The sequence below is a fragment of the Microbacterium sp. A93 genome (genome assembly GCF_051842835.1).
This window is the reverse complement of the sequence record NZ_JBPXMT010000018.1, coordinates 63,543-87,691: the sequence shown is the minus strand read 5'-3', so window position 1 is coordinate 87,691 and position 24,149 is coordinate 63,543. Positions and strand designations below refer to the sequence as shown.

Below are 24,149 nucleotides of genomic sequence, written 5' to 3'. Positions count from 1 at the left end.
ATGCACGGCGAGGCGCCGGCTAGTTGAATTTGGGGAGCAGCTCGTCCATCGGTTCGGTGGACGGTGACACGCGATAGGTCTTCAGAACCTGAGTCATCGCTTTGTGGAAAGCGGACGCCGTCGCTGCTGATGATGCAAGCCTAGTCGGCTCGTCGAGCGTGACGATAACGACGTACTCAGGGTCATCCACAGGGGCGAAGCCCACCATGCTCGTGTAATAGGCGTTCGCTTTGTAACCGGGGCCGTTCTCGTTCGGCTTCTCCGCGGTACCCGTCTTGATGGCTACCCGGTAGCCAGGAATCTCCACCTGCTCGGAGAGACCGCCCTGCACGGCGACGTTCTCCAGCATGCGCGCCACCTCATCGGCAGTGGACTCGGAGATGATCTGCTCATGCTCCGGTGCATCTGGGGTCACGACGGTGCCATCGGCCAGCGTGCAGGACTCGATGAGCGACAGATCGATCTTCTCGCCACCGTTGGCGATGGCCTGGTAGGCACCGGCAACCTGTGGCGCGGTGACCGTGAAGTACTGTCCGAACGTGGTCGTGTACAGCGACTGGCTGTCCCACTTGGAGACCGGGTGCAAAACGCCACCCTCCTCACGAGGGAAATCAATCGTCTTCTCCGTGACGCCGAACTTCTTCAGGTAGTCGTAGCGCACCTGCGGGTCGACCATGGTTCCGAACTTCGATACCGCAACGTTGGATGAGTCGATCAGGGCACCGGCCAGCGTGTACTGGTTGGCGCCGTGCACGAACGCGTCGTTGATGACAGCGCCGTTCGGGAAAGTTTCGCGGCTTGCCGCGCTCACCGTGGTGTTGCCGTCCACAGCGCCGGTGTCCAGCAGTGTCGCAGCGGTGACGGCTTTGAATGTCGACCCCGGCTCGAATGTCGTGGTGAACACCCGCGTTCCCCAGTCATCCGGTGATGAGGAATCAAGGTCGTTGGGGTCGAGCGACGGCCATTCGGCCGCGGCACGGATCTTTCCCGTTTTGACCTCTACGACAACAGCAGTTGCCGCTTTCGCGCCCTGCTTCTGCGCTTCTTCTGCAACCATCTGCTGCAGATACCACGACAGATCTCGGTTGATCGTCAGCTGTACGGTGCCGCCGTTCAGCGCGTCGACAGTGCGTTCGCTGCCGGGGATGATGACCCCGTCGGTACCACGCAGGTAGGTGCGCTCGCCATCTGTCGGGGCGAGGCATTTGGCCTCCATTTGCTCGACACCGAGTTGCCCGACGCCAGCGGTGTCGAGATAGCCGACCACGTTGCCCGCAACCGCGCCGCTCGGGTAGACACGCGTCTCGCGCGGTGTCATGTGCAGGTAGATGAGCCCAAGGTCACGCAGTTCAAGGTACTTCTCGGTGCTGAGCCCCTTCTCCAGCAGGTAGTACTCCGATTCCGAGTTGTTCTCCAGGTTGGCTGCGACGCCGGCACGCAACTCATCCGCGTCCTGACCCGTGATCTCAGCGATCTTGTCAGCTGCTTCAGACCACGGTGTCTCCGGAGGGCCGTTCTCGTCGTTCTCCAGGAGCATCAAGACCTTCGGACTGAGCTCGGCGTCATAGACCTTCGTGCTCGACGCCAGGATGATGCCGTTCTCATCGACGATCGACCCTCTGTTGCCGTAGAGCGCATCCGTGCTGCCGAGCTTGCCGACGTTGAGGGAATCCTCCACGTGCTCGGTCGCGCTCACTACCTGGATGTCGACGAGGCGAACGACGAACGCTGCCAGTACCGCCAGTATCACCGCGAGGGCGACGACGGTGCGTCGGCGTGGGCCGCGCGTGGCTCGTGTCGTCATGGGATTCCCTCAGTGTCCGTTCAGCGGGTGGTGGGGCTGGGCAGCCCCTCTGTTATTGGCGGGGGAAGGCTCGGATCGACGGTCTCTGGAGCATCCTCAGCGGTCTGCTCTTCTTCTGCAGTGGCAACCGGCGCGACCGGTGCATCCAGGAGCGCGTTGTTGACTGCTCCGCTGCCCATCGGATCTACCGAGGACTGCGGCCCGGCCCCGACGTTCGCACCGAGGATCGCCGAATCGCTGAGACGCAGGTAGGACGCAGCGCCATTGACGACCATGCCCAGCTCGGCAGCTTTCGTCGCCAGCATCTGAGGCGAGGCGAGTCCCGCCATGTCATCCTCAAGCGCACTCGCCTGCAAGTTGAGCTCCCGCTGCTGCGAGGCGAGGTCGGCAAGTACGAAGGAGTCCTGCGTGATGGCGAGCGACAGCCCGATCTGACCGATACCGATCGCCGCAGCCCCGCCGAGCGCGATGAGCGCGTAGGCGAGCTTCGGCCGACTGCGCGGTGCAGGGGCGGTGACGGGCTTGAGCTGACGCGCAGGACGCGTCGTTGGAGCCTTCGGCTGCGGCAGCAGTGCTGCGGCGGTCGCGCGGTTCACACTGCCTCCCTGATTCGTTCGGCGGCACGCAGGCGAACGGGAATGGCTCGCGGGTTGCGTGCCTTCTCCTCATCGCTTGCGAGTTCTGCACCCTTGGTGATGGTCCGGAACCGGGGGGCGTGCTGTGGCAGTTCGACAGGGAGCCCGGCGGGAGCGGTGGATTTGGATGCCGCTGCGAAGGCCTGCTTGATGAGGCGATCCTCCAGCGACTGGTAGCTCATCACCACGATGCGCCCACCGACGGTCAGCGCGTCCATGGCGGCGGGAATGGCATCGGCCAGCACGCTGAGCTCGGAATTGACCTCGATACGCAGCGCCTGGAACACGCGCTTGGCTGGATGCCCTGCGCGTTGCACGGCAGCCGGCGTCGCAGCCTGGAGCAGGTCCACGAGATCCTGAGATCGCACGAACGGGTGTTCGTCGCGGGCCTGCACGATGAAGCGGGAGTAACGCGCGGCGAGCTTCTCCTCGCCGTAGCGCTCGAAGATGCGTCGGAGGTTTCCCTCGCTGTAGGTCGCCAGAACTTCAGCGGCCGTGACGCCCTTCGTCTGATCCATCCGCATGTCCAGCGGAGCATCCTTCGAGTACGCGAAGCCGCGCTCTGCCTCGTCAAGCTGCAAGGAAGAGACGCCGAGATCCATCAGGATGCCGGAAGCGCCGTGCGCGTGCAGCCCGATCTCGTCGTACACGGTGTGCACGAGCGTGATCCGATCTGCGAAGCGCTCCAGTCGCTGGCCGGCGATGCGCAGTGCGTCGGTGTCGCGGTCGAGGCCGATCAGGCGGATGTTGTCGAACCGCTCGAGCAGGGCTTCGGAGTGGCCGCCCATGCCGAGCGTGGCGTCGACCAGTACGGCACCGTCGTGCTGCAGCGCGGGAGCCAGTAGCTCGATGCAGCGCTCCAGGAGGACTGGGGTGTGAATGTCGCGGAGATTCATGATCATGTCCGGTGACCTTCGACTCTGATTCCCCTCCGCTTCTCGACCCGGCACCGGGGAAGTGTGTCGGGGCGGGAGCGGCGGGGCATCACAGTCGAAGGGTCAGAAGAGTCCCGGAATCACCTCCTGTTCCAGTTCTGAGTAAGTGTCTTCGCCAGCGGCGAGGTAGTCGTTCCAGGCCGCGGCATCCCAAATCTCGGCGTGCGCGCCGACGCCAGTGACGATGAGCTCTTTTTCGAGCCCGGCGTACTGACGAAGAGGTGCAGGGATGGTGATGCGGTTCTGGCTGTCTGGCATCTCTGCGCTGGCTCCGGAGAGGAACATGCGCAGAAAGTCACGGGCTTGCTTGTTGCCGAGCGGCGCCTGACGGATCCGCTCATGCATCGCCTCAAACTCGGCCGTGCTGAAGACGTAAAGGCAGCGTTCCTGGCCACGGGTGACGACGATGCCGCTCCCGAGATCCTCACGGAATTTCGCTGGCAGGATGACTCGACCTTTGTCGTCGAGCTTCGGTGCGTGCGTTCCCAACAACATCAGCCATCACCCCCTCTGTTTCCGGCCAATTCGAGGTGTCCCCCACTTTACTCCACTTTGCTCCACTTTTATATGGGAAGGCGAAGACAGCATCGCTTGTCTGGGTCCGTAGCCACTCCACTCCCCCGATATTCCGCGGGAATACACGGCGGAATAGAAGTGGAGGAAGGTGGGGGTCAAGTGGGGACTCACCGTCGAATCTGCGGAAGTGACCCGTCAGAGCACACAAAAAAGCCCGGATGCGCAATGCATCCGGGCTTGTAAAGCGGTGGTAAGGTCAGCGACCGTCTTGGCGACGATCCCAACGGTCGTTCATGCGATCCATGAAAGAGGACGAGTCCTGCGGCGGCTTTGACTTCGCCCGGCTGGCCGAACCAGACACGTGCGTTGGGCCGGTGCGGCGAACCGGGGTGGCTGCGAGGATGACGCCAGCGAGCATCGCGGCAAATCCGATCACGCCGACGATAATGCTGCCCACAGCACCGAGCTGACTTCCTAGCGCGACACCGGCAACCAGTGCGCCGATGCCGACGAGCAGCAGGACCGCACCGTAAACAAGGTTGCGATAGCTGAGCGTGCGATCGCCTGAGGGCGCAGTAACGATGTCTGCATCATTGTGCAGGAGATGGCGTTCCATCTCATCGAGCAGACGCTGCTCCTGTTCTGACAGTGGCATAACGCCCCCCTCGGGTTCAGTGTCTCTAGTCTACGCTCGCAAAACAGCCGAGGCTACCTATCAGCTGAGAACCTAAGCTGAATGTCGTGCCCTCTCCCACGTTAGTCCAGGATGCCGTCGCCACCCACCTGGATCTTTTCTTAACGCTGCTTCGATCAGAGTCCGATGAATACGGCTCTGATGCCGCGATGTTCATCGACTCCGCAGCAGACACGCTGCAGGGCGGTAAGCGTCTGCGCGCACGTTTCTGCCATGCCGGATGGCGCGCGGTGGCACGCTTCGCCGACCGCGCTGCCGCTGAGACAGATGCCGTGTGGGACCTCTGCGCCGCGCTGGAAATCTTCCAGTCAGCGGCACTCGTGCACGACGATCTGATCGACAACTCCGACACCCGACGCGGGCGCCCGGCAGCGCATCGCGCGCTGGAGCAGCAGCACCGCACGCTGACATGGTCTGGGAATGCTGAGGCATTCGGCCGTGCATCCGCGATTCTGCTCGGCGATCTGCTTGTCGCGTGGAGCGATGATCTGCTCGAGCAGTCGCTCGCCGGACACCCGCAGGCGCCTGACGTGCGCCGGCAGTATGCCCGTATGCGCCGCGACGTCACCACGGGGCAGTTCCTCGATATCGCTGAGGAATCCGCGTGGCAGGTGAATCCTGCATCCGAGCACGCGGATCGTGCACTGCGGGTCGTCTCCCTGAAATCAGCGCGATACAGCATCGAACAGCCGCTGTTGCTCGGCGCGACCCTCGCCGGCGCAGATGCGGCTCAACAGGATGCGCTGCGGAAATTCGGGCATCCGATCGGCATGGCGTTTCAGCTGCGCGACGATGTCCTCGGAGTGTTCGGCGATGAGACGGTCACCGGAAAGCCGACGGGCGATGATCTGCGCGAGGGCAAGCGAACGGTTCTGATCGCGTTCACACGAGAGCGACTGAGCGCCTCGGCCTGCCGAGTGCTGGATGAACTTCTCGGCGATCCGGACCTCACACCCGCTCAGGTGTCGGCCCTGCAGTCGACAATCGCCGATTCCGGCGCGCTCGCCCGAGTGGAAGAACTCATCGCTTCTTACGCGCAGCAGGCCGACCGGGCGCTCTCCGGCGCACGGCTCGACAATGCTTCCGTCAGCGAGCTGCGAGACCTCGCCCGAGCAGCGACAGTACGAACGGCCTGATCTCAGGCGAGAGTGCGCGCTATCCGGCGGACCGGGCTCTTGTGACCGTCCAGGAGCGCGGCGATCGGAGTGCGACCCAGTTCTTCCTGTTCACTCAGAAGCCAGTCGATGGCCTCGTCATCGGTGAGCCCTGCATCCTTGAGGACGATGATCGTGCCCCGCAGTGATGCGAGGGGCTCTCCGTCGACGATGAAGATCGACGGAACCCCGAACGTTCCGTTGCGGGTCGAGCCGATCAGATAGTGCTCGGCGATGAGGCGCCGCACCCGTCCCAGCGGCTCATCGAGAATCTCGACGAGATCGGGCGTGGTCAGCCACTTGATGGCGGGGGTTTCGGGAGCAGTCTCAGACACGTTCTGACTATCTCATTTCCCGGGGAACATCGCACATCGTCCCAGTATTCACTTAAGTCACATCTGTCCCTTTGGTTGACATCTGTATACATCCGTGTCAGCGTTTTACGAGCCCAAAAGGGGGAACTTTGAGACTCGATACCGAGCAACACCGCACCCGTTACGCGCAGATCGGCGTCCCAGCAGCCGTTCTGGGGGTTCTCGCGAGCGCATTCAGCGCCGCCCCAGCCAGCGCTGCCATGCCTGCTATGCCTGCGGAAACCGGCTCGCATCAGCGACTCGTCGCCGTACCGACATCAGCAGCGCTGAAAGCAGTCCCTGCCCACACGACGCCAGCCGCCTACAACGTGCAATACGGAGACACCGTCGCCGCGATCGCCGCCAGGTTCGGCCTGGCGACCGTCGATGTGCTCACGTGGAACGACCTCGGTTGGCGCTCAGTGATCTACCCGGGCCAAAGCCTCAGGCTCACCGCGCCTGCGGCCGCACCGGCTCCAGCGCCTGCACCGTCTCCTGCGCCTGCTCCGTCAGCGCAGACGCACACCGTTGTCGCAGGCGACACCATCTTCGCTATCGCGCAGAAGTACGACACCTCGATCGACGCGATTCTGGCGGCGAACGGGCTGAGCCGCGATTCGGTCATCTACCCAGGGCAGGTCATCGCGATCTCCGCTGCCGCCACTCCCGAGCCCGCTCCCGCGCCGGCTCCCGCCGCGGTGCCGCCCTCCGCGCCTGACACTGCTGGCACCACGCACATGGTTGTCGTCGGCGACACTCTCTTCGCGATCGCCCAGAAGTACGGCACCTCGGTAGCTGCGCTGTATGCGGCGAACGGTCTCGGCCCCTCGTCGATCATCTATCCCGGCCAGAGCATCATCGTCGCCGCCGCCGCAGAGGCGCCAGCGTCCACCCCGGCGCCGATCGAATCAGCCGTGCTCAACGCGCCGCAGGCCGAGAACGCGGCCATGATCATCGGGATCGGACGTGAACTGGGCGTTTCAGAACGCGGCATCGCGATTGCCCTGGCCACCTCGATGGTCGAGTCGTGGCTGCGCAACCTCGATTGGGGCGACCGCGACTCACTGGGCCTGTTCCAGCAGCGTCCCAGTACAGGCTGGGGCACACCAGATCAGGTCATGGATCGCGATCGCAGCATCCGCGTCTTTTACGGTGGTCAATCAGACCCGAACGGCAGCACTACGCGCGGTCTGCTCGACATCCCCGGGTGGGAGAGCATGACCTTCAGCGAGGCCGCACAGTCCGTGCAGATCTCGGCGTACCCAGAGCGCTATGGCGCCTGGGAGAGCGCTGCCTACGAATGGATCGCACTTTATGGCTGATTCCCCGGTGTTTCCGCGCCGAAAGGGTGAGCCGCTCCCCTGGCTTTCAGTCAGTTCTTCATAGACTCTGTACGTGACGAGCAATCAGCAGGCCGACCCCCTCATTGGGCGGCTTGTCGACGGCCGGTACCGAGTGCGTGCACGAATTGCGCGCGGCGGGATGGCCACGGTGTACGTCGCCACCGATCTTCGGCTGGAGCGCCGCATCGCGCTGAAGGTGATGCACGGACACCTCAGCGATGACACCGTGTTCCAGAGCCGGTTCATCCAGGAGGCTCGCGCGGCCGCCAGACTCGCCGATCCGCACGTGGTCAACGTCTTCGATCAGGGTCAGGATGGCGAGCTCGCCTACTTGGTCATGGAGTACCTCCCTGGCATCACGCTGCGTGAGTTGATGCGTGAACAGCGTCGACTGACCATTGCGCAGACCATCACGATCATGGATGCGATCCTTTCTGGGCTTGCCGCTGCGCACAAAGCCGACATCGTGCACCGCGATGTGAAGCCGGAGAACGTCCTCCTCGCTGAAGACGGTCGGATCAAGATCGGTGACTTCGGCCTCGCCCGAGCGACGTCGGCGAACACGGCAACGGGCGCGCAGCTGCTCGGCACGATCGCATACCTCGCCCCCGAACTCGTCACGCGCGGCACTGCGGATGCCCGTAGCGACATCTATGCCCTCGGCATCATGCTCTACGAGATGCTCACAGGTGAGCAGCCGTACAAGGGCGAGCAGCCGATGCAGATCGCCTTCCAGCATGCGACAGAGTCGGTACCGCGCCCCAGCGTGCGCAATCCCGGCGTGCCTGAGCAGCTGGACGAACTCGTGCTGTGGTCGACCGAGAAGTCACCGGACGAGCGACCCGATAACGCCCAGCAGATGCTCGATCGCCTGCGCGAAATCGAACGCGATCTCGGGGTCTCCCCCATGGCCGCCACGACAGCGACCACGCCGTTGCGCTCGCAGAGTGACTCGGGCGAGCTCACCAAGGTCATGCCATCGATGATGGTGATCGACGATCCGACCGGTCCCGTGATCGCGGCTCAGCCCATGGACAACGCGACGCTGCTGCGACGCAGAACGTCCAAGCGGCGTGCACGCGGGGCGTTCCTGCTGTCGCTGGTGCTACTGCTCGCGGTGTTGGCCGGTGGCGCCGGATGGTGGTTCGGCTCAGGGCCGGGATCTCTCGTCGGAGTTCCGCCCGTCGCGGGCCTCAGCTATGAGGCTGCGTCAGCATCGCTGATCGAAGAAGGTTTCCTGCCTGTGCGTGTCGATGAGAGTTCGGTCGATGTGGATGCCGAGACCGCCATCCGAAGCCAACCAGGCAAGGGCGAAAAGCTCGATAAGGGCGCCGAGGTGCACGTGATCATCTCGACCGGTCCGGCTGCGCACACCGTTGAGGCGCTGAATGGCAAGGCTGAGCAGGATGCCAGGGACTATCTGTCGACGCTCAAGGTCAACGTCGCGGACGAGACTCTCGAGCTGTATTCCGACGCCGCGGCAGACATCGTCATCAATGCTTATGTGACTCCTCGCGCAGGCGGCGAGGATTACGTCTGTGGTGACGGCTGTGAGCTCTTCGAAGATGATTCCGTGAAGCTGTTCGTTTCGCTCGGCAGTCTGCCCGATGTCGTCGGGATGCTTGCGGCGGATGCTGTCGCCACCCTCGATGAGAAGGGCATCACGGTCACGGAACAATTCGAGGAGTTCAGCGACTCCGTCGAACAGGGCATCGTGATCTCGATGGCCGAGCGCGCCGAGCAAGGCAACTGGCAACGGGGAGACTCGACGTCGCTCGTGGTTTCCAAGGGGCCTCAACTCTTCGAAGTGCCGAATGTCACCGGACTTACCCGCGATGAAGCCGCCCAGAAGCTCCGAGACTCCGGCTTCGAGCCCACTTGGAACGGCCTGTGGAGTGCGCTCGACAACGGCAACACCGAAGTCACCGGCACCGACCCGGCATCAGGCTCGATGCGACGTGCGTCCACTGAGGTGTACATGCAGATCCGTGGCGTTCTCTAGCCCACAACACGCAAACCGTCCTTCCCGAGCATCCGGAAGGGCGGTTTGTGTGTTCTCGATCAGGCTTGCTCAACCAGCGGATGCCAGAATGCGACGGATGCGGCCGATCAGGGCCTCCGCGCCGTCTTCAAGGTCGTCAGCGCCGACCAGGATCACTCGATATCCGGCATCCTCCAGCAACTGCACCCGCGTGAGGTCCTGCAGCCATCTGCGACGTGACGTGCGATGCTCATCGCCCTGGTACTCGATGATCAGCCGAGCATCGCGGTATCCGAGATCACCGTGCCGTATTCCTTTCGTCGTCTGGACCGCGAGCTGCACTTCAGGCTCGGGTAGCCCACCGGCGACCAGGGCAAGCCGCAACAATGACTCGCGCGGAGAGTCCACGGGACTCCGCACCATTCCCAACGCCCACTGCAGCGCCGCCACACCGCGCCGTCTCCCGTGCCGGGCAATAGCCTCACTCAGCTGCTCCATCGTGCACAGCGCCGGGCGGCGCCCATCGTCATCTCTCTCGCCGCTGATGAGAAAATCTCCGACGGCGACAAGCCATTCTCGAGAGATGAGCGTCGACAGCTGACACCAGACATCAGCGGGCGCGCAAACGTGGATGCTCCCCACAGAGTAAGTGACGAGGTCGTTCTCCGTTCGTTCCCAGCCGACCACGCCGGGTCGGCGGATGCGTCCGCGCTTCCCCAGCGCCATCACATGCAGAACATCGTCATCATCGGCTTCCTTGTCATCATCAGCCGGCAGCGGCATCCGCCAGATTTCAGCTGCCGTTCGATGGCTGAACACGTGGTGGGGTTGGAGCGTCTTGCTGAGTGCCGCGCAGCGGTCCGAGAGGCTCTCCGGCGACTCAGCCGCACGCACGCCGTGGAACGGTCGCTGGAGGTCGTGTCCTCGCATCCGCTTCTCGCCCAGGCCGCGCGCGGAGCCTGACTGCACCTGAAACGCAGTGGACTTGAGTGGACGAGGCAGTGGAATCCGAGGTCGCATGCCCCGATCCTGCCGCGCATCCGGCGATCCCCGCTCGCGTTGTCCACAGCCCCGGCCGAGAACACGCAAACCGCCCTTCCCCGCGATCAGGAAGGACGGTTTGTGTGTTCTCGACGCTTGCGGAAGCGCGCTCAGCGCTTTTCGAGCTCCTCGGCGACCAGGAAGGCGAGCTCGAGGCTCTGCATGTGGTTCAGGCGCGGGTCACACAGGCTCTCGTAGCGGGTCGCGAGGGCGGCCTCGTCGATGCGCTCCGAGCCGCCGAGGCACTCGGTGACGTCATCGCCGGTGAGCTCGACATGGATGCCACCGGGGAACGTCCCGACGGCGCGATGTGCCTCGAAGAAGCCGCGCACCTCGTCGACCACGTCGTCGAAGTGACGCGTCTTGTAGCCGGTGGGCGTCGTGATGCCATTGCCGTGCATCGGATCGGTGACCCACACCGGGGTCGCACCCGAGTCGCGGACTGCTTCCAGCAGCGGCGGCAGCGCATCGCGAATCTTGCCCGCACCCATACGCGTGATGAAGGTCAACCGGCCCGGCTCGCGGTTCGGGTCAAGCTTGTCGATCAGCGCGAGAGCAGTCTCGGGAGTCGTGGTCGGGCCGAGCTTCACACCGATGGGGTTGCGAATCTTGGAGAAGTAGTCGACGTGCGCGCCGTCGAGGTCGCGCGTGCGCTCCCCGATCCACAGGAAGTGCGCCGAGGTGTTGTACGGAGTGTCCGTGCGCGAGTCGATACGCGTCATCGGGCTCTCGTAGTCCATCAACAGGCCCTCGTGGCCGGTGAAGAACTCGACGCGCTTGAGCTCCTCGAAGTCGGCTCCTGCGGCCTCCATGAATTTGATGGCCCGGTCGATCTCGGCGGCCATGCGCTCATAGCGCTGGTTGGCGGGGTTCGACGCAAAGCCCTTGTTCCAAGAGTGCACCTCACGCAGATCCGCAAAACCACCCTGCGTGAACGCGCGAATCAGGTTCAACGTGGATGCCGCCGTGTGGTAGCCCTGCAGCAGACGACCGGGGTCGGGCTGGCGTGAGCCCTCGGTGAAGTCGTAGCCGTTGACGATGTCGCCACGGTAAGCGGGAAGCGTGACGTCACCACGAGTCTCGGAGTCGCTGGAGCGTGGCTTGGCGAATTGCCCCGCCATGCGGCCCATCTTCACGATGGGCATCGAGGCGCCATACGTCAGCACGACCGCCATCTGCAGCACCGTCTTGATCCGGTTACGGATCTGATCGGCGGTGGCGCCAGCGAAAGTCTCGGCACAGTCACCACCCTGCAGCAGAAACGCACGACCGGATGCTGCGCGAGCGAGCCGATCACGAAGATTGTCCACTTCACCGGCGAACACCAGCGGAGGAAGCGCCGCGATCTGCCGAGATACGTCCGCAACGCGGTCAGCGTCGGGCCAGGTCGGCTGCTGCTTGATGGGAAGTGTGCGCCAGGCGTCCAGGGTGGCGTCGTGCTGCTGAGGCATTTCCCCAGCTTACTGGCCGCTGGCATCCTCGCGCGCCGTCAGTTGCGGCGAGGCATCCGCTCTTTCACACTCGAGGCGTAGACATCGTCATACTGCTGCTCGCCCAGCCTCTGCAGGGCAACCATGATCTCGTCCGTGACCGACCGCAGGATGTATCTGTCGTTCTCCATCCCGGCATACCGGGAGAAGTCCAGGGGCTCACCGATCACGATTCCGACGCGCACAACGCGCGGAACGCTCTGACCGATCGGCATCGCGGTGTCCGTGTCGACCATGACGATCGGGATGACGGGGACCTTCGCCTCGAGCGCCATTCGAGCGATGCCGGTGCGTCCGCGGTAGAGCTTGCCGTCTGGGCTGCGTGTCCCCTCGGGGTAGATGCCCAGCAGGTCACCGCTTCCGAGCACCTGCAACCCCGTGTTCAACGATGCCTCAGAGGCTTTGCCGCCGGATCGATCGATCGGGATCTGGCCGGTGGCCTGCATGAAGAACTTCGTCGCCCAGCCCTTGATGCCGCGGCCGGTGAAGTAGTCGCTCTTTGCGAGGAACGACATCCGTCGATCGATCAGCAGCGGAAGAAAGACTGAATCGGAAACGGAGAGATGGTTACTCGCCAGGATCGCCGCGCCGTGCGTGGGCACGTTGTTTCGCCCCACGATCCAAGGGCGGAAGATCGCCTTGACCACGGGGCCGACCACGACGTACTTCATCAGCCAGTAGAACATCGTCACGAAGTCTATCCCTGAGGCCGCACTCGATGATGACGACGACGCGGATGGCGCCCGACGCGACCGCAACTGAGTGTCATAAAACACGCGACTGAATTCCAAAATCGCCGTATTTTAGAGACTGTTGTGCCCTAGACTCGTGGGAACCCGTGCTCGACCGGTACCGAAGGAGTTGCCGTGGTTCAATTCGAAGTCCCCGCGATCGTCCCTGCTGATCCCGATGCGAACATCACCGATCTATTGGTGAAGCGCGTCGAGAGCACACCCGACCTCGCACTGTTCTCTGTTCCGGATGGTGGGGGATGGCGCAACATCAGCGCTGCCGACTTCCAGACCGCCGTGATCGCTCTCTCTAAGGGCTTTGTCGCGGCCGGCATCCAGCCCGGTGAGAAGGTCGGATTCCTGGCCCGCACCACCTACGATTGGACGCTGGTCGACTTCGCTCTGTTCTACGCCGGTGCCGTGATGGTGCCGATCTACGAGACCAGCTCCCCCGCGCAGATCCAGTGGATCATGGAAGACTCCGGCGCGATCGCACTCATGATCGAGTCGGCCGATCACTTCGCCAAGCTCGACGAGGTGCGCGGCGACCTGCCACTGATCCGTGAGGTCTGGCAGCTACACCTGGGCGCGATCGACTCGCTCACCGCAGCCGGCATCGGTGTCGAGGATGCCGAGATCGAACGTCGCCGCAATCTCGCTGTGGGCTCGGACATCGCAACATTGATCTACACGTCCGGCTCGACCGGCCGTCCGAAGGGATGCGTGCTGACGCACAGCAACTTCGTAGAGCTCTGCCGCAACTCCGCCAGGGCGCTCAGCGCCGTCGTGGAGAACCCCGGCGCCTCCACCCTGCTGTTCATCACCACGGCGCACATCTTCGCGCGGTTCATCTCGCACCTCAACATCCACGCCGGTGTGCGCACGGGGCACCAGCCCGATACGAAGCAGTTGCTGCCGGCGTTGGGCTCGTTCAAGCCGACCTTCCTCCTCGCTGTGCCGCGCGTGTTCGAAAAGGTCTATAACTCGGCGGAGCAGAAGGCAGAGGCAGGTGGCAAGGGCAAGATCTTCCGTGCCGCCGCCGCCACCGCGATCGAGCACTCTCGACTGCTCGAAGAGGGCAAGAAGATTCCGTTCGGGATGAAGATCAAGTTCGTCCTGTTCGACAAGCTCGTCTACAGCAAGCTCCGCGCGGCCATGGGCGGCAATATCGCCTATGCCGTGTCGGGGTCTGCTCCCCTGGGTCCGCGCCTCGGCCACTTCTTCCACAGTCTGGGCGTCGTGATCCTGGAGGGCTACGGTCTGACCGAGACGACCGCGCCCGCGACGGTCAACCTGGCAGACAAGTCCAAGATCGGCTCGGTCGGCCCCGCGCTGCCCGGCGTCGGCGTCCGTCTCGCGGATGACGGCGAGATCGAAGTGCGCGGCATCAACGTCTTCAAGGAGTATTGGAACAACCCGGAGGCCACCGCCGAGTCCTTCCGCGATGGGTGGTTCCGCACCGGTGACATCGGCAGCTTCGACTCAGAGGGCTTCCTCACCGTGACCGGCCGCAAGAAAGAGATCATCGTCACCGCTGGCGGCAAGAACGTCGCCCCCGCGGCGCTCGAGGATCCGATTCGCGCGAACCCGATCATCAGCCAGGTCGTCGTCGTCGGCGATAAGAAGCCGTTCATCTCGGCTCTGATCACGCTCGACCCTGAGATGTTGCCGACCTGGCTCGGCAACAACGGCCTTGCCACAGACATGTCTCTCGCGGAGGCGTCGAAGAATGACGCCATCCGAGCCGAAGTGCAGCGTGCTGTTGATGTCGCGAACGGCAAAGTCTCGCGCGCCGAGTCGATCCGCAAGTTCACGATCCTCGACTCCGAGTGGACCGAAGACAGCGGCCACCTCACGCCGAAGATGTCGATCAAGCGCAACGTGATCATGTCGGACTTCGCCGACGAAGTAACCGCGATTTATGACGAGCCGGTCACCACAACGAACGTGGCGCTCGGCGGCTGATACATATACCGAGACAAATGGCCCCGCCACGGCGGGGCCATTTGTCGTTCAGAACCAGTCGCTTTCACGCACCTCGCGCATCGCAGTCTTGCGATCCTGCGGCGTGAGCCGCGTGAGGTACAGCTTGCCGTCGAGATGGTCTGTCTCGTGCTGCAGCGCCTGAGCGAGCAACCCCTCCCCCTCGAGAACAACAGGATTCCCGTCGAGGTCGATACCTTCGACGCGTGCCCACGGGTGCCGCAGCGCGTCGTGCCAGATGCCGGGCACTGACAGGCACCCTTCGCCGGTCGGCACTGCCTCTCCGCGAACCTCGGTCAGTACCGGGTTGAGCACGTAGCCGATGTCGCCATCGATGTTGTAGCTGAACGCCCGCACGGCGAAACCGATCTGGGGAGCTGCGACGCCGGCACGGCCAGGAAGTTCAACGCTGTCGACGAGGTCCGCGACCAGGGATCGCACGCCGTCATCGATCTCCTCGATCGGCGCACACACCGTACGCAATACCGGGTCTCCGAAGACCCGGATCTCACGAACCGCCATCAGGCCGCGCTCGTGCGCAGGCCCTCGACAAGGAGCGCTGCCAGCTCGCGAGCCGCCTGGCGGGTCTCGGGCTGCAGATTGGCGAAGACGATCGCGCCGCCGCCGGCGATCTGAGTGTCATACGGCACCCGCACGACGCTCCGCGCACGCGTTGCGAAGTGCGACTCCAACTCGTTCAGCCGAACGAGCGGGCTGCCAGGAGTCGACTGGTTGAGCACGATGATTGCGTTACGCGCTTGATCCTCGTACCCGTTGGTCTCGAGCCAGGTCAGCGTCTCCGATGCCAGACGTGCCTCATCGACGCTGAGCCCGGACACGACAATGAGCTGATCAGCCAGATCCAGCGTCGCGCCCATCACCGAGTGCACGATGCCCGTTCCGGTGTCGGTGAGCACGAGCGAGTAATAGTGCGCAGCGACGTTCGCGACATCACGATAGTCATCGTCGTTGAACGCCTCGGCGATACGAGGGTCGGTGTCGGATGCGAGCACGTCAAGTCGCGTGGTGTCTCGCGCAACGATCGCGGAGATGTCGTGGTAGCCCTTGACCTCTTCGTGGATGCGCACAAGATCACGCACCGACTTGCCGTTGGTACGCACGATGCGGTCAGCCAGCGTTCCACGGTCGGGGTTGGCGTCCACGGCGATAACACGGTCATCGCGGGCGTCTGCCAGGGCCATGCCCAAAAGCGCCGTGATCGTGGTCTTACCGACGCCGCCCTTACGCGACAGCACTGGTACGAACCGGGCGCCGCCGACGAGCGGAGCGGCGATTCGCGCGGTCAGCGCCTTACGCGCGCGTGCACGCTTACCGTCGCCGATGTTGATCTTTCGACCGGAAAGCGTGTACAGGAAGTGGCTCCAAGCACCCTCCGGCTCTGGCTTGGTCTGCTGGTGAGGGTCGAGCAGGCGATCGGCGGTCAGCAGATCGGCGGATTCGCGAGTCGACTGGCCGAGTTGGTCGCCCAGACGCCTTGACGTCAGCGCGACCTCGGGTCGCGTGACAGCCGGTCGCTGCACGATTGCCGTCTCAGTGGGCTTCGGATCTTTCGGGGCAGTGTTCACGGTCTCGCTCTTCGTCTTCTCCGCGGACAGGGTCTCTGTCGACACGTTTTCTCTCGACGCACTCTTTGGCGACACGTTCTCTGGCGACACGGATGCCGCAGCTGTCGGTTCCGGCGTCGTGGATGCTTTCGCATCCTTTTTCAGCTCTGCGGCGATCCACGCGGATGTGGCGCTCTCGCTGCGCGGCGCGGAGGCTGACACGTTCTCTGCCGCCGGCTTTGCTGTGCCCTTCGCGGGCTCGGGCTTCGGCTCGACCGGCTTCTCGACAGGCTTCTCCGCAGGCACAGGCGCAGGCGCAGGCTTCTCCGCAGGCGCCGGCTTCTCCGCAGGCGCAGGCTTCGCCTTCGGCTTGGCCTTCTTCGACTTCGCCGTTGCGGGCGCAGCGGCGACCGCAACCTCCGGTTCCACAATCACCTCGGCGGTCACTGCGTCGTCGGTGGATGCGTCGTCAGCAGCATCCGCGCCCTTGGATGCATCCGGTTCGGGTTCGACGATCGCTTCCACGACGTCCTCCACCGGCTCCTCGATGGGCAGTTCGATGACGATGCCAGTGCGATCCTCCTGGATGCGTCCCACCTGCACTTCATCCTTCTCCGGCGGCACGTCCTTCACGATTTCCTCGTCGACAATGAGTTCTGAAAGGATCTCTCCGTCCAGAACGGAATCGTCGACGAGGTCGTCGTCTTCATCACGCGGAAGCGCGACGTTGACCTGCGCGGTCGCCCCAATGATTCCCAGGGCGGTCGTGTCCAACGAGGCTGCCTCGTCGAGAACGCCGTGGGAATCATCCCCCGCAGAGTCGGGTGTGTTCTTCGATGTCACTGTGTCACTCCAAGCTTGTGCGAGCGTGTCGCCTGCACAAGATTACTTGGCTGGACTGATTACAACCAAAAGGTCACCTGCGTCAACCTGTTGGGTGGCCCCGATTGCGAGCCGTTCGATCACGCCGTCGACGGGTGCGGTGATGGCCGCTTCCATCTTCATTGCCTCGATGGATGCGACAGGTTCACCCGCGCGAACTGACGTTCCGACTTCGACCTTCAGCGAGACCACGCCGGAGAATGGTGCTGCCACCTGACCGGGCTTGGAAGTGTCAGCCTTCTCGACTACATGCGCATTGACGGCAACCGAGCGATCCCTGACGAACACTGGGCGCAGCTGACCGTTCAGCGTGGTCATGACGGTGCGCATTCCGCGATCATCCACCTCGCCGATCGCCTCAAGACCGACGTAGAGCTGCACGCCGCGGTCGATCTCCACCACGTGTTCCTGGCCCTGCACGAGCCCGTATAGGTAGTCGCTTGTGTCGAGCACCGACAGGTCCCCGAACAGCTCGCGCTGCTGGGCGAACTCGCGCGTCGGCTCCGGGAAAAGCAATGTGTTCAGACGTTCGCGTCGCTCCTGGCTGGTACCGGCCAGCGCCCGCTCATCGTCTGCAGAGATCTCCGTGACCCCGAGTCGCACCTCGCGGCCCGCGAGCACCTTGGTACGGAAGGGTTCAGGCCAGCCGCCAGGCAGATCGCCCAGTTCACCGGCCATGAACCTGACGACCGAGTCCGGCACGTCGTACTTCTCGGGGTTGGCCTCGAAGTCTGCGGGGTCGGCGCGTACTGCGGCGAGGTGCAGGGCGAGATCGCCGACCACCTTCGACGACGGCGTCACCTTCGGCACTCGCCCAAGAATCCGGTCGGCAGCGGCGTACATGTCCTCGATGAGCTCGAAGTCATCCGCAAGTCCCAGCGCCTTGGCCTGCTGGCGCAGGTTCGACAGCTGTCCACCGGGAATCTCGTGGTGGTAGACGCGTCCGGTGGGGCCAGGTAGCCCCGATTCAAATGGCGCGTACTGGTTGCGCACGGCTTCCCAGTAGGGCTCGAGATCGGATACGCCATCCAGATCGATACCGCTGTCGCGGTCGGTGTGCGCCAGCGCCGCCACGAGCGACGAGAGCGAGGGCTGGCTGGTCGTGCCAGACAACGGAGCGGATGCGGCATCCACCGCGTCGACGCCGGCGTTACTGGCCGCGAGCAGAGTCGCAAGCTGGCCGCCAGGGGTGTCGTGGGTGTGCAGATGCACCGGCAGGTCAAAGCGCTCACGCAGCGCGGTGACGAGCTTTGCCGCCGCGGCCGGACGCAGGAGCCCTGCCATGTCCTTGATGGCGAGGATATGCGCCCCGGCATCCACGATCTGCTCGGCAAGGCCGAGGTAGTAATCGAGCGTGTACAGGTCCTCGGCCGGATTCAGAAGGTCGCCGGTGTAGCACAGCGCCACCTCAGCGATCGCCGTACCTGTGGCGCGCACCGCGTCGATTGCCGGGCGCATCTGTGAGACGTCGTTGAGCGCGTCGAAGATGCGGAAGATGTCGACGCCACTGGCAGCGGCCTCCGCAACGAACGCCTCGGTCACCGCCGTCGGGTAGGGCGTGTAGCCCACAGTGTTGCGGCCACGCAACAGCATCTGAATGTTAACGTTCGGCAGCGCGGTGCGCAGCTTGTCCAGACGCTCCCACGGGTCCTCACCCAGGAAGCGGAGAGCGACGTCGTAGGTCGCACCTCCCCAGGCCTCGACCGACAACAATTCAGGCGTGAGACGGGCAAGGTAGGGCGCCGCGGCGACGAGATCCTTGGTGCGCACGCGCGTGGCCAGCAGCGACTGGTGGGCATCGCGGAACGTCGTGTCCGTGATCGCCAGTGCGCTCTGTTCGCGCAAGCTCTTCGCGAATCCTTCTGGACCAAGCTCCAGCAGACGCTGACGTGAACCAGGTACCGGCTGCGTGGTCAGGTCGACACTCGGCAACTTCGACACGGGGTCTGCCGCACCGGGGTGCCCGCCGTTGGGCTTGTTGACGGTGACATCGACAAGCCAGTTCAGCAGTTTGGTGCCACGATCCTTTGAGACGCGGCCCTGGAGCAGGTCGGGGCGTTCGTCGATGAAGGACGTGCTGACATCGCCTGCGACGAATGCATCATCGGCCAGCAGCGCCTGCAGGAACGGGATGTTCGTGGAAACGCCGCGGATGCGGAACTCCGCCAGCGCGCGACGGGCGCGTCCGACGGCTGCTTCGAAGTCACGTCCGCGACAGGTGAGCTTGGAGAGCATCGAATCGAAGTGCGGGCTGATCTGCGCGCCCTGGTGCACCGTGCCACCATCGAGACGGATGCCTGCACCGCCCGGCGAGCGGTAGGTGGTGATCTTGCCCGTGTCAGGGCGGAAGCCCTGCGTGGGGTCCTCGGTGGTGATGCGGCACTGCAGAGCTGCACCGCGCAGATGGATGTCCCCCTGCTGCAATCCGAGTTCGGCAAGCGTGGACCCTGCGGCGATACGCATCTGCGTCTGCACGAGATCCACGTCTGTGACTTCTTCGGTGACCGTGTGCTCGACCTGAATGCGCGGGTTCATCTCGATGAAGACGACCTCGCCGGTGCGCTCTCCCGCCGTTTCCAGCAGGAACTCAACGGTGCCGGCATTCTCATAACCGATCGAACGCGCGAAGGCGATGGCGTAGCCATGCAGCGCAGTGCGGATGCTGTCATCCAGGTTCGGCGCCGGGGCGATCTCGACGACCTTCTGGTGGCGGCGCTGCACCGAGCAGTCACGCTCGAACAGATGCACTGTCTCGCCGGTCTTGTCGGCGACGATCTGCACTTCGATGTGACGCGGGCGCAGAACCGCCTGCTCAAGGAACATGCGCGCGTCGCCAAAAGCGCTCTCTGCCTCACGCATCGCTTCAGCAAGTGCCGGGGCGAGTTCGCCCATACTCGCCACGCGACGCATACCGCGGCCACCACCACCGGCCACAGCCTTGGCGAACAGCGGGAAGCCGATCTCGTCGGCTTGAGCCACGAGCACGTCTACGTCGGAGGACGCTTCCGTTGAGCGAAGAACGGGGACACCAGCCTCGATCGCATGGCGTTTCGCCTCGACCTTGTTGCCCGCCATCTCGAGAACGTTCGAGGGCGGCCCGATGAAGACGATGCCGGCCGCTGCGGCTTTCTCGGCAAGCTCGGGATTCTCGGAGAGAAATCCGTAGCCGGGGTAGATCGCATCGGCACCCGACTCGAGCGCGACTCGGACGATCTCGTCGACGTTGAGATAGGCGCGCACCGGATGCCCGCGCTCCCCGATCTCGTAGGCCTCATCGGCCTTCAACCTGTGCTGCGAACCACGGTCCTCGTAAGGAAAGACAGCGACAGTGCGCGCTCCCACTTCAAAGGCGGCTCGAAAGGCACGAATGGCGATCTCGCCACGGTTGGCCACAAGAATCTTCTGGAACATGCACACCTCTGATGGCTCGACGTACGGCATTTTTGACGTACACGGGGCGGGGCTGAGTGTCTTCCAAGCCTAGGGGACTGTAACGTGGTCTACGTGCACGTACTCAGCGTCAGCTCTCTCAAGGGAGGCGTCGGCAAGACGACCGTGACTCTCGGGTTGGCCTCAGCGGCCTTCGCCCGAGGCGTCCGGACCCTCGTCGTTGACCTCGATCCGCAGTCCGATGTGTCAACCGGAATGGACATTCAGGTCGCCGGCAGACTCAACATCGCTGATGTTCTGGCGAACCCGAAGGAGAAGGTCGTTCGGCAGGCGATCACGTCCAGCGGCTGGGCGAAGGTGCACCCGGGGACGATCGATGTTCTCATCGGCAGCCCCTCCGCCATCAACTTCGATGGCCCGCACCCGAGCGTGCGCGACGTGTGGAAGTTGGAAGAGGCCCTGGCCTCTGTCGAGAGCGACTACGACCTCGTTCTCGTCGACTGCGCTCCCTCACTGAACGCACTGACCCGCACGGCCTGGGCTGCGAGTGACCGCGTGATGGTTGTCACCGAGCCCGGTCTGTTCTCCGTGGCAGCAGCAGACCGCGCCCTTCGCGCCATCGAAGAGATCCGCCGTGGCCTCTCGCCCCGTCTTCAGCCGCTCGGCATCGTCGTGAACCGCGTGCGACCGCAGTCGATCGAGCACCAGTTCCGCATCAAGGAACTTCGCGACATGTTCGGGCCCCTCGTCCTGAGCCCGCAACTGCCTGAGCGCACGTCGCTGCAGCAGGCGCAGGGTGCGGCGAAGCCATTGCACATCTGGCCCGGCGACTCCGCTCAGGAGCTCGCAGCCGACTTCGACCTGCTGCTGGACCGCATCGTCCGCACCGGCCGCGTTCCTGTTCCGGAGTCCGGCCCGCAGGCCTGACAGCTCGTACGAAAAAATCCCGCCCGGCATCGCCGAGCGGGATTTTTTGGTGAAGTCGTTTAGGCCGTGCGCTTGGCGCGACGAGCACCGAGCTCGTCGGCCGGGTCGGAAGCCGTGGTGCTAAGAGCGGTGGCGTTAAGAGCGGTGGCGTTAAGAGCGGCCGGGTCGAATTCAACGAGGGTCGATTCGACCTCGCGAAGGACCTTGCCGACGGCGATGCCGAATACGCCCTGACCGCGGCTGACGAGGTCGATGACCTCGTCGTTCGACGTGCACAGGTAGACCGATGCGCCATCGCTCATGAGCGTGGTACCGGCGAGATCGCGGATGCCTGCAGCACGAAGCTGCTCGACGGCGATGCGAATCTGCTGCAGCGAGATGCCGGTGTCAAGCAGTCGCTTGACGAGCTTGAGTACGAGGATGTCGCGAAATCCGTACATACGCTGCGAGCCAGAGCCGCTGGCGCCGCGAACGGTGGGAACGACAAGCTCAGTGCGTGCCCAGTAGTCCAGCTGACGGTAGGTGATGCCGGCTGCACGAGCAGCGATCGCACCGCGGTAACCCACTTCATCATCCATCGCGGGCAGACCGTCCGTGAAGAGAAGTTCGGGCACGAACCGTGAGTCGCCTGCAAGCTCATCGGCATTCATTTGAAATCCTCTCTGGAACCGTTACCTCCACGCTAGAGCAGTGCCGGGGCACCGGCAATGACATCCACCCTTGGTGGAAGGTGTGTCGCAACCAGTTCGTTACGGAAGCACTCGAGCGAGCGCTTCCTTGACGAAGAGCGAGCGCACTTCATCGATTTTTGTCGCCAATTCCGGAGCCATTTCGCGCGCTTTACCGCGGGACGTGGCATCCGTTCGGCGAAGGAGCGATGACATCGCCGATTCGATCAGCGACACCTCCCGCTCGGCACTCTGACGCAGGCTCCGCAGGTGTCGTGGCTCAATGCCATGGCGATCGAGTGCGACCAGACCACGCAAGAGCATCACAGTCGGCTCTGGGTACGTCTCGGCCGCAGCGATGATGCCCGTGCTGATCGCGTCGTTCAGAATCTGGGGACCGGCACCGGCAGCCGACAGCAGCTCATCGCGGCGGTAGCGACGCGGCACGGGTGCGATGGAGGGCGGAGGCGCGAGCGTTGACGCCGTCTCGCCGTCTGCCTCAGCCTCGTCGAGCTGTTCGCGGATGACGCTCAGCGGCAGATAATGATCGCGCTGCAGGGTGAGTCCGAGCCGCAGACGGTCAATGTCTGCCTGCGAGAACTTACGGTAGCCGGACTCAGTGCGCGACGGGCTGACAATGCCTTGAACCTCGAGGAAACGCAGCTTGCTGGAGGTGAGATCGGGAAACTCCGGAGTCAGCCTCGCAAGTACCTGACCGATACTCAGAAGACCCGCGGACGCTGAGCGATCGCGGGCGTGAAGTGCTGCCATCAGTTATTCGCCGCCGCAATATCTGCGGGCGACGCAAAGAAGTTCAGGCGGAATTTGCCGACGCGCAGCTCATAGCCGGTCGCCAGGGCGCTGCGGTCGACGCGCTCTCCGTTGACGTACGTGCCGTTGAGCGAACGCTGATCGACGATCTCGAACGTGCCAGCAGACCGGGTGATCTCGGCATGACGACGCGAGACGGTGACATCGTCGAAGAAGATGTCTGCCTCTGGGTGTCGGCCGATGGTGGTGACGTCGGTGTCTAGCAGGTAGCGTGCGCCAGCGAGGGCGCCGGAACGAACCAGCAGGAGGGCAGACCCAGACGGGAGTGCGGCGATCGCCGACTGCTCCACATCGGTGAGGTCGGCTCCGAACGGCACAAACGAAAGATCGGAATCGTGTCCGAACGTCTGTGTGGCGTCGTGTCGCTGCTCGCCGTCACGGTGAATCGCCGTGTTCTGTGCCGATCGGCTTTCGTAATCTGTCACGTTGGCCCTCCTCTTCCCCCCAGACTAACTGATCGGATGCCACCGCCGGGAGTGTCTGGATGACTCAGCCACCGCATATCGCCCTTTCCTATGGTGGAGATGTGCACACACTCCAACTTCGACGTTCCCTTGCCCCGGTCGCGCTGGCTGCAACACTGCTCGCGACACTCCTCGTGCTGTTCGCGTGGCCGCAGTCCGCTGCCGCTCATGACGCGCTGGTCGACTCCTCCCCTGCGGCTGGTTCGACGGTCGAGACGCTTCCTGAAGAACTGACGCTGACATTCAGCGCGGCACTGATCAGTGGAGAAGGCACGACCGCAGTCGAGGTGCTGGATGCCGAAGGCAACTCGGTCACGGATGGTGCGCCGACCGTGGACGGCGCGATGGTGGTTCAGCCTCTCGTCGCCGAAGCGATGGCGGGCGAGTACACCGTGTTCTGGCAGGTGCTTTCCAGCGACGGGCATCCCACGGACAACACGAACGAAGAACTCACCTTCACCGTGACGACGAGCACGCTCGCGGAAACGATCGAGCCTTCAGCCGAGCCCACGGCCGAGCCCACGGCTGCGCCGAGCGCCGAGTCGACGATGAATCCCACCGACGACGCGACCACGGCTCCCACTGACGAGGCCACAGAGACTCCCGCCGCATCCGATTCAGACTCCGCCACCGGGTGGATCTGGGCGGGCATTGTCGCTGGCATCCTCGTCATCGCTGGGATCATCGCCTGGCTGGTCGCGCGTGCGCGCCGCACGCCTACCGACTCCGGTTCCGACGTTCCCGCAGAGCGATAAGCTGGAG

21 protein-coding genes are annotated in these 24,149 nt (G+C 63.9%); 6 read left to right on the top strand and 15 right to left on the bottom strand.

The window, feature by feature from the left end:
• Positions 1 to 19 precede the first annotated feature (19 nt).
• The 5 genes from ACSU1G_RS32775 to ACSU1G_RS32755 form a co-directional block, all read right to left on the bottom strand.
• Positions 20 to 1,804 (bottom strand): peptidoglycan D,D-transpeptidase FtsI family protein, encoded by a 1,785-nt coding sequence (locus ACSU1G_RS32775; protein WP_439285549.1) that lies wholly within the window; start codon positions 1,802 to 1,804, stop codon positions 20 to 22.
• Positions 1,805 to 1,824: 20 nt separating this feature from the next.
• Positions 1,825 to 2,400 (bottom strand): hypothetical protein, encoded by a 576-nt coding sequence (locus ACSU1G_RS32770; RefSeq protein WP_439285547.1) that lies wholly within the window; start codon positions 2,398 to 2,400, stop codon positions 1,825 to 1,827.
• Positions 2,397 to 3,335, bottom strand: coding sequence for a 16S rRNA (cytosine(1402)-N(4))-methyltransferase RsmH (rsmH, locus tag ACSU1G_RS32765; protein WP_439285652.1), 939 nt, complete (start codon positions 3,333 to 3,335; stop codon positions 2,397 to 2,399). Before rsmH ends, ACSU1G_RS32770 begins: the two co-directional genes overlap by 4 nt.
• A gap of 102 nt (positions 3,336 to 3,437) precedes the next feature.
• Entirely contained in the window at positions 3,438 to 3,869 is a 432-nt protein-coding gene (gene mraZ / locus ACSU1G_RS32760) for a division/cell wall cluster transcriptional repressor MraZ (protein WP_439285545.1), read from the bottom strand.
• Positions 3,870 to 4,146: 277 nt separating this feature from the next.
• Positions 4,147 to 4,545 (bottom strand): DUF3040 domain-containing protein, encoded by a 399-nt coding sequence (locus ACSU1G_RS32755; RefSeq protein ID WP_439285543.1) that lies wholly within the window; start codon positions 4,543 to 4,545, stop codon positions 4,147 to 4,149.
• 86 nt (positions 4,546 to 4,631) lie between these two features.
• On the opposite strand from ACSU1G_RS32755, the gene ACSU1G_RS32750 reads away from it, so the two are divergent.
• On the top strand, positions 4,632 to 5,720 hold the full coding sequence (locus ACSU1G_RS32750) for a polyprenyl synthetase family protein (RefSeq protein WP_439285541.1): 1,089 nt from the start codon (positions 4,632 to 4,634) through the stop codon (positions 5,718 to 5,720).
• A gap of 2 nt (positions 5,721 to 5,722) precedes the next feature.
• On the opposite strand, the gene ACSU1G_RS32745 is transcribed toward ACSU1G_RS32750, so the two are convergent.
• Positions 5,723 to 6,073: an Rv2175c family DNA-binding protein gene (locus ACSU1G_RS32745; RefSeq protein ID WP_439285539.1), complete on the bottom strand. Its 351-nt coding sequence runs from the start codon at positions 6,071 to 6,073 to the stop codon at positions 5,723 to 5,725.
• Positions 6,074 to 6,201: 128 nt separating this feature from the next.
• Between ACSU1G_RS32745 and ACSU1G_RS32740 the strand changes: the two genes are divergently transcribed.
• Together ACSU1G_RS32740 and pknB are read left to right on the top strand one after the other, a co-directional pair.
• On the top strand, positions 6,202 to 7,413 hold the full coding sequence (locus ACSU1G_RS32740) for a LysM peptidoglycan-binding domain-containing protein (RefSeq protein WP_439285537.1): 1,212 nt from the start codon (positions 6,202 to 6,204) through the stop codon (positions 7,411 to 7,413).
• Positions 7,414 to 7,486: 73 nt separating this feature from the next.
• The gene (gene pknB / locus ACSU1G_RS32735; RefSeq protein WP_439285535.1) at positions 7,487 to 9,436 is read left to right on the top strand and encodes a Stk1 family PASTA domain-containing Ser/Thr kinase; all 1,950 of its coding nucleotides are present in this window, start codon (positions 7,487 to 7,489) and stop codon (positions 9,434 to 9,436) included.
• A gap of 69 nt (positions 9,437 to 9,505) precedes the next feature.
• Here pknB and ACSU1G_RS32730 read toward each other — a convergent pair whose 3' ends face one another.
• From ACSU1G_RS32730 to ACSU1G_RS32720, 3 genes are all read right to left on the bottom strand, one after another.
• Positions 9,506 to 10,435: a hypothetical protein gene (locus ACSU1G_RS32730; protein ID WP_439285533.1), complete on the bottom strand. Its 930-nt coding sequence runs from the start codon at positions 10,433 to 10,435 to the stop codon at positions 9,506 to 9,508.
• Positions 10,436 to 10,566: 131 nt separating this feature from the next.
• Complete coding sequence (locus tag ACSU1G_RS32725) at positions 10,567 to 11,907, bottom strand: class II 3-deoxy-7-phosphoheptulonate synthase (protein WP_439285532.1); 1,341 nt, start codon at positions 11,905 to 11,907, stop codon at positions 10,567 to 10,569.
• 38 nt (positions 11,908 to 11,945) lie between these two features.
• Positions 11,946 to 12,632 carry a lysophospholipid acyltransferase family protein gene (locus tag ACSU1G_RS32720; RefSeq protein ID WP_439285650.1) on the bottom strand — a complete coding sequence of 229 codons (687 nt, stop codon included), beginning with the start codon at positions 12,630 to 12,632 and terminating at the stop codon, positions 11,946 to 11,948.
• Between the two features lie 180 nt (positions 12,633 to 12,812).
• Between ACSU1G_RS32720 and ACSU1G_RS32715 the strand changes: the two genes are divergently transcribed.
• Positions 12,813 to 14,642 carry an AMP-dependent synthetase/ligase gene (locus ACSU1G_RS32715; protein WP_439285530.1) on the top strand — a complete coding sequence of 610 codons (1,830 nt, stop codon included), beginning with the start codon at positions 12,813 to 12,815 and terminating at the stop codon, positions 14,640 to 14,642.
• A 48-nt stretch (positions 14,643 to 14,690) separates the two neighbouring features.
• Here ACSU1G_RS32715 and ACSU1G_RS32710 read toward each other — a convergent pair whose 3' ends face one another.
• Genes ACSU1G_RS32710 through ACSU1G_RS32700 form a run of 3 tightly spaced genes read right to left on the bottom strand, consistent with a single transcriptional unit; the run spans position 14,691 to position 20,518 of the window.
• On the bottom strand, positions 14,691 to 15,182 hold the full coding sequence (locus ACSU1G_RS32710; RefSeq protein WP_439285528.1) for a peptide deformylase: 492 nt from the start codon (positions 15,180 to 15,182) through the stop codon (positions 14,691 to 14,693).
• On the bottom strand, positions 15,182 to 17,068 hold the full coding sequence (locus ACSU1G_RS32705) for a MinD/ParA family ATP-binding protein (RefSeq protein ID WP_439285526.1): 1,887 nt from the start codon (positions 17,066 to 17,068) through the stop codon (positions 15,182 to 15,184). The genes ACSU1G_RS32710 and ACSU1G_RS32705 overlap by 1 nt, the downstream gene beginning before the upstream one ends.
• Before the next feature lie 42 nt (positions 17,069 to 17,110).
• Entirely contained in the window at positions 17,111 to 20,518 is a 3,408-nt protein-coding gene (locus ACSU1G_RS32700) for a pyruvate carboxylase (RefSeq protein ID WP_439285524.1), read from the bottom strand.
• A 93-nt stretch (positions 20,519 to 20,611) separates the two neighbouring features.
• Here ACSU1G_RS32700 and ACSU1G_RS32695 point away from each other — a divergent pair, with 93 nt between their 5' ends.
• Positions 20,612 to 21,424 carry a ParA family protein gene (locus ACSU1G_RS32695; protein WP_439285522.1) on the top strand — a complete coding sequence of 271 codons (813 nt, stop codon included), beginning with the start codon at positions 20,612 to 20,614 and terminating at the stop codon, positions 21,422 to 21,424.
• Positions 21,425 to 21,483: 59 nt separating this feature from the next.
• Here ACSU1G_RS32695 and ACSU1G_RS32690 read toward each other — a convergent pair whose 3' ends face one another.
• The 3 genes from ACSU1G_RS32690 to ACSU1G_RS32680 all read right to left on the bottom strand — a co-directional run bounded on the left by ACSU1G_RS32690 (position 21,484) and on the right by ACSU1G_RS32680 (position 23,348).
• Positions 21,484 to 22,074, bottom strand: coding sequence for a MerR family transcriptional regulator (locus tag ACSU1G_RS32690; protein WP_439285520.1), 591 nt, complete (start codon positions 22,072 to 22,074; stop codon positions 21,484 to 21,486).
• A 99-nt stretch (positions 22,075 to 22,173) separates the two neighbouring features.
• Complete coding sequence (ftsR, locus tag ACSU1G_RS32685) at positions 22,174 to 22,863, bottom strand: transcriptional regulator FtsR (protein WP_439285518.1); 690 nt, start codon at positions 22,861 to 22,863, stop codon at positions 22,174 to 22,176.
• Positions 22,863 to 23,348 carry an FHA domain-containing protein gene (locus ACSU1G_RS32680; protein ID WP_439285516.1) on the bottom strand — a complete coding sequence of 162 codons (486 nt, stop codon included), beginning with the start codon at positions 23,346 to 23,348 and terminating at the stop codon, positions 22,863 to 22,865. Before ACSU1G_RS32680 ends, ftsR begins: the two co-directional genes overlap by 1 nt.
• Before the next feature lie 101 nt (positions 23,349 to 23,449).
• Between ACSU1G_RS32680 and ACSU1G_RS32675 the strand changes: the two genes are divergently transcribed.
• The gene (locus ACSU1G_RS32675) at positions 23,450 to 24,142 is read left to right on the top strand and encodes a copper resistance protein CopC (protein WP_439285514.1); all 693 of its coding nucleotides are present in this window, start codon (positions 23,450 to 23,452) and stop codon (positions 24,140 to 24,142) included.
• Positions 24,143 to 24,149: the final 7 nt, after the last annotated feature.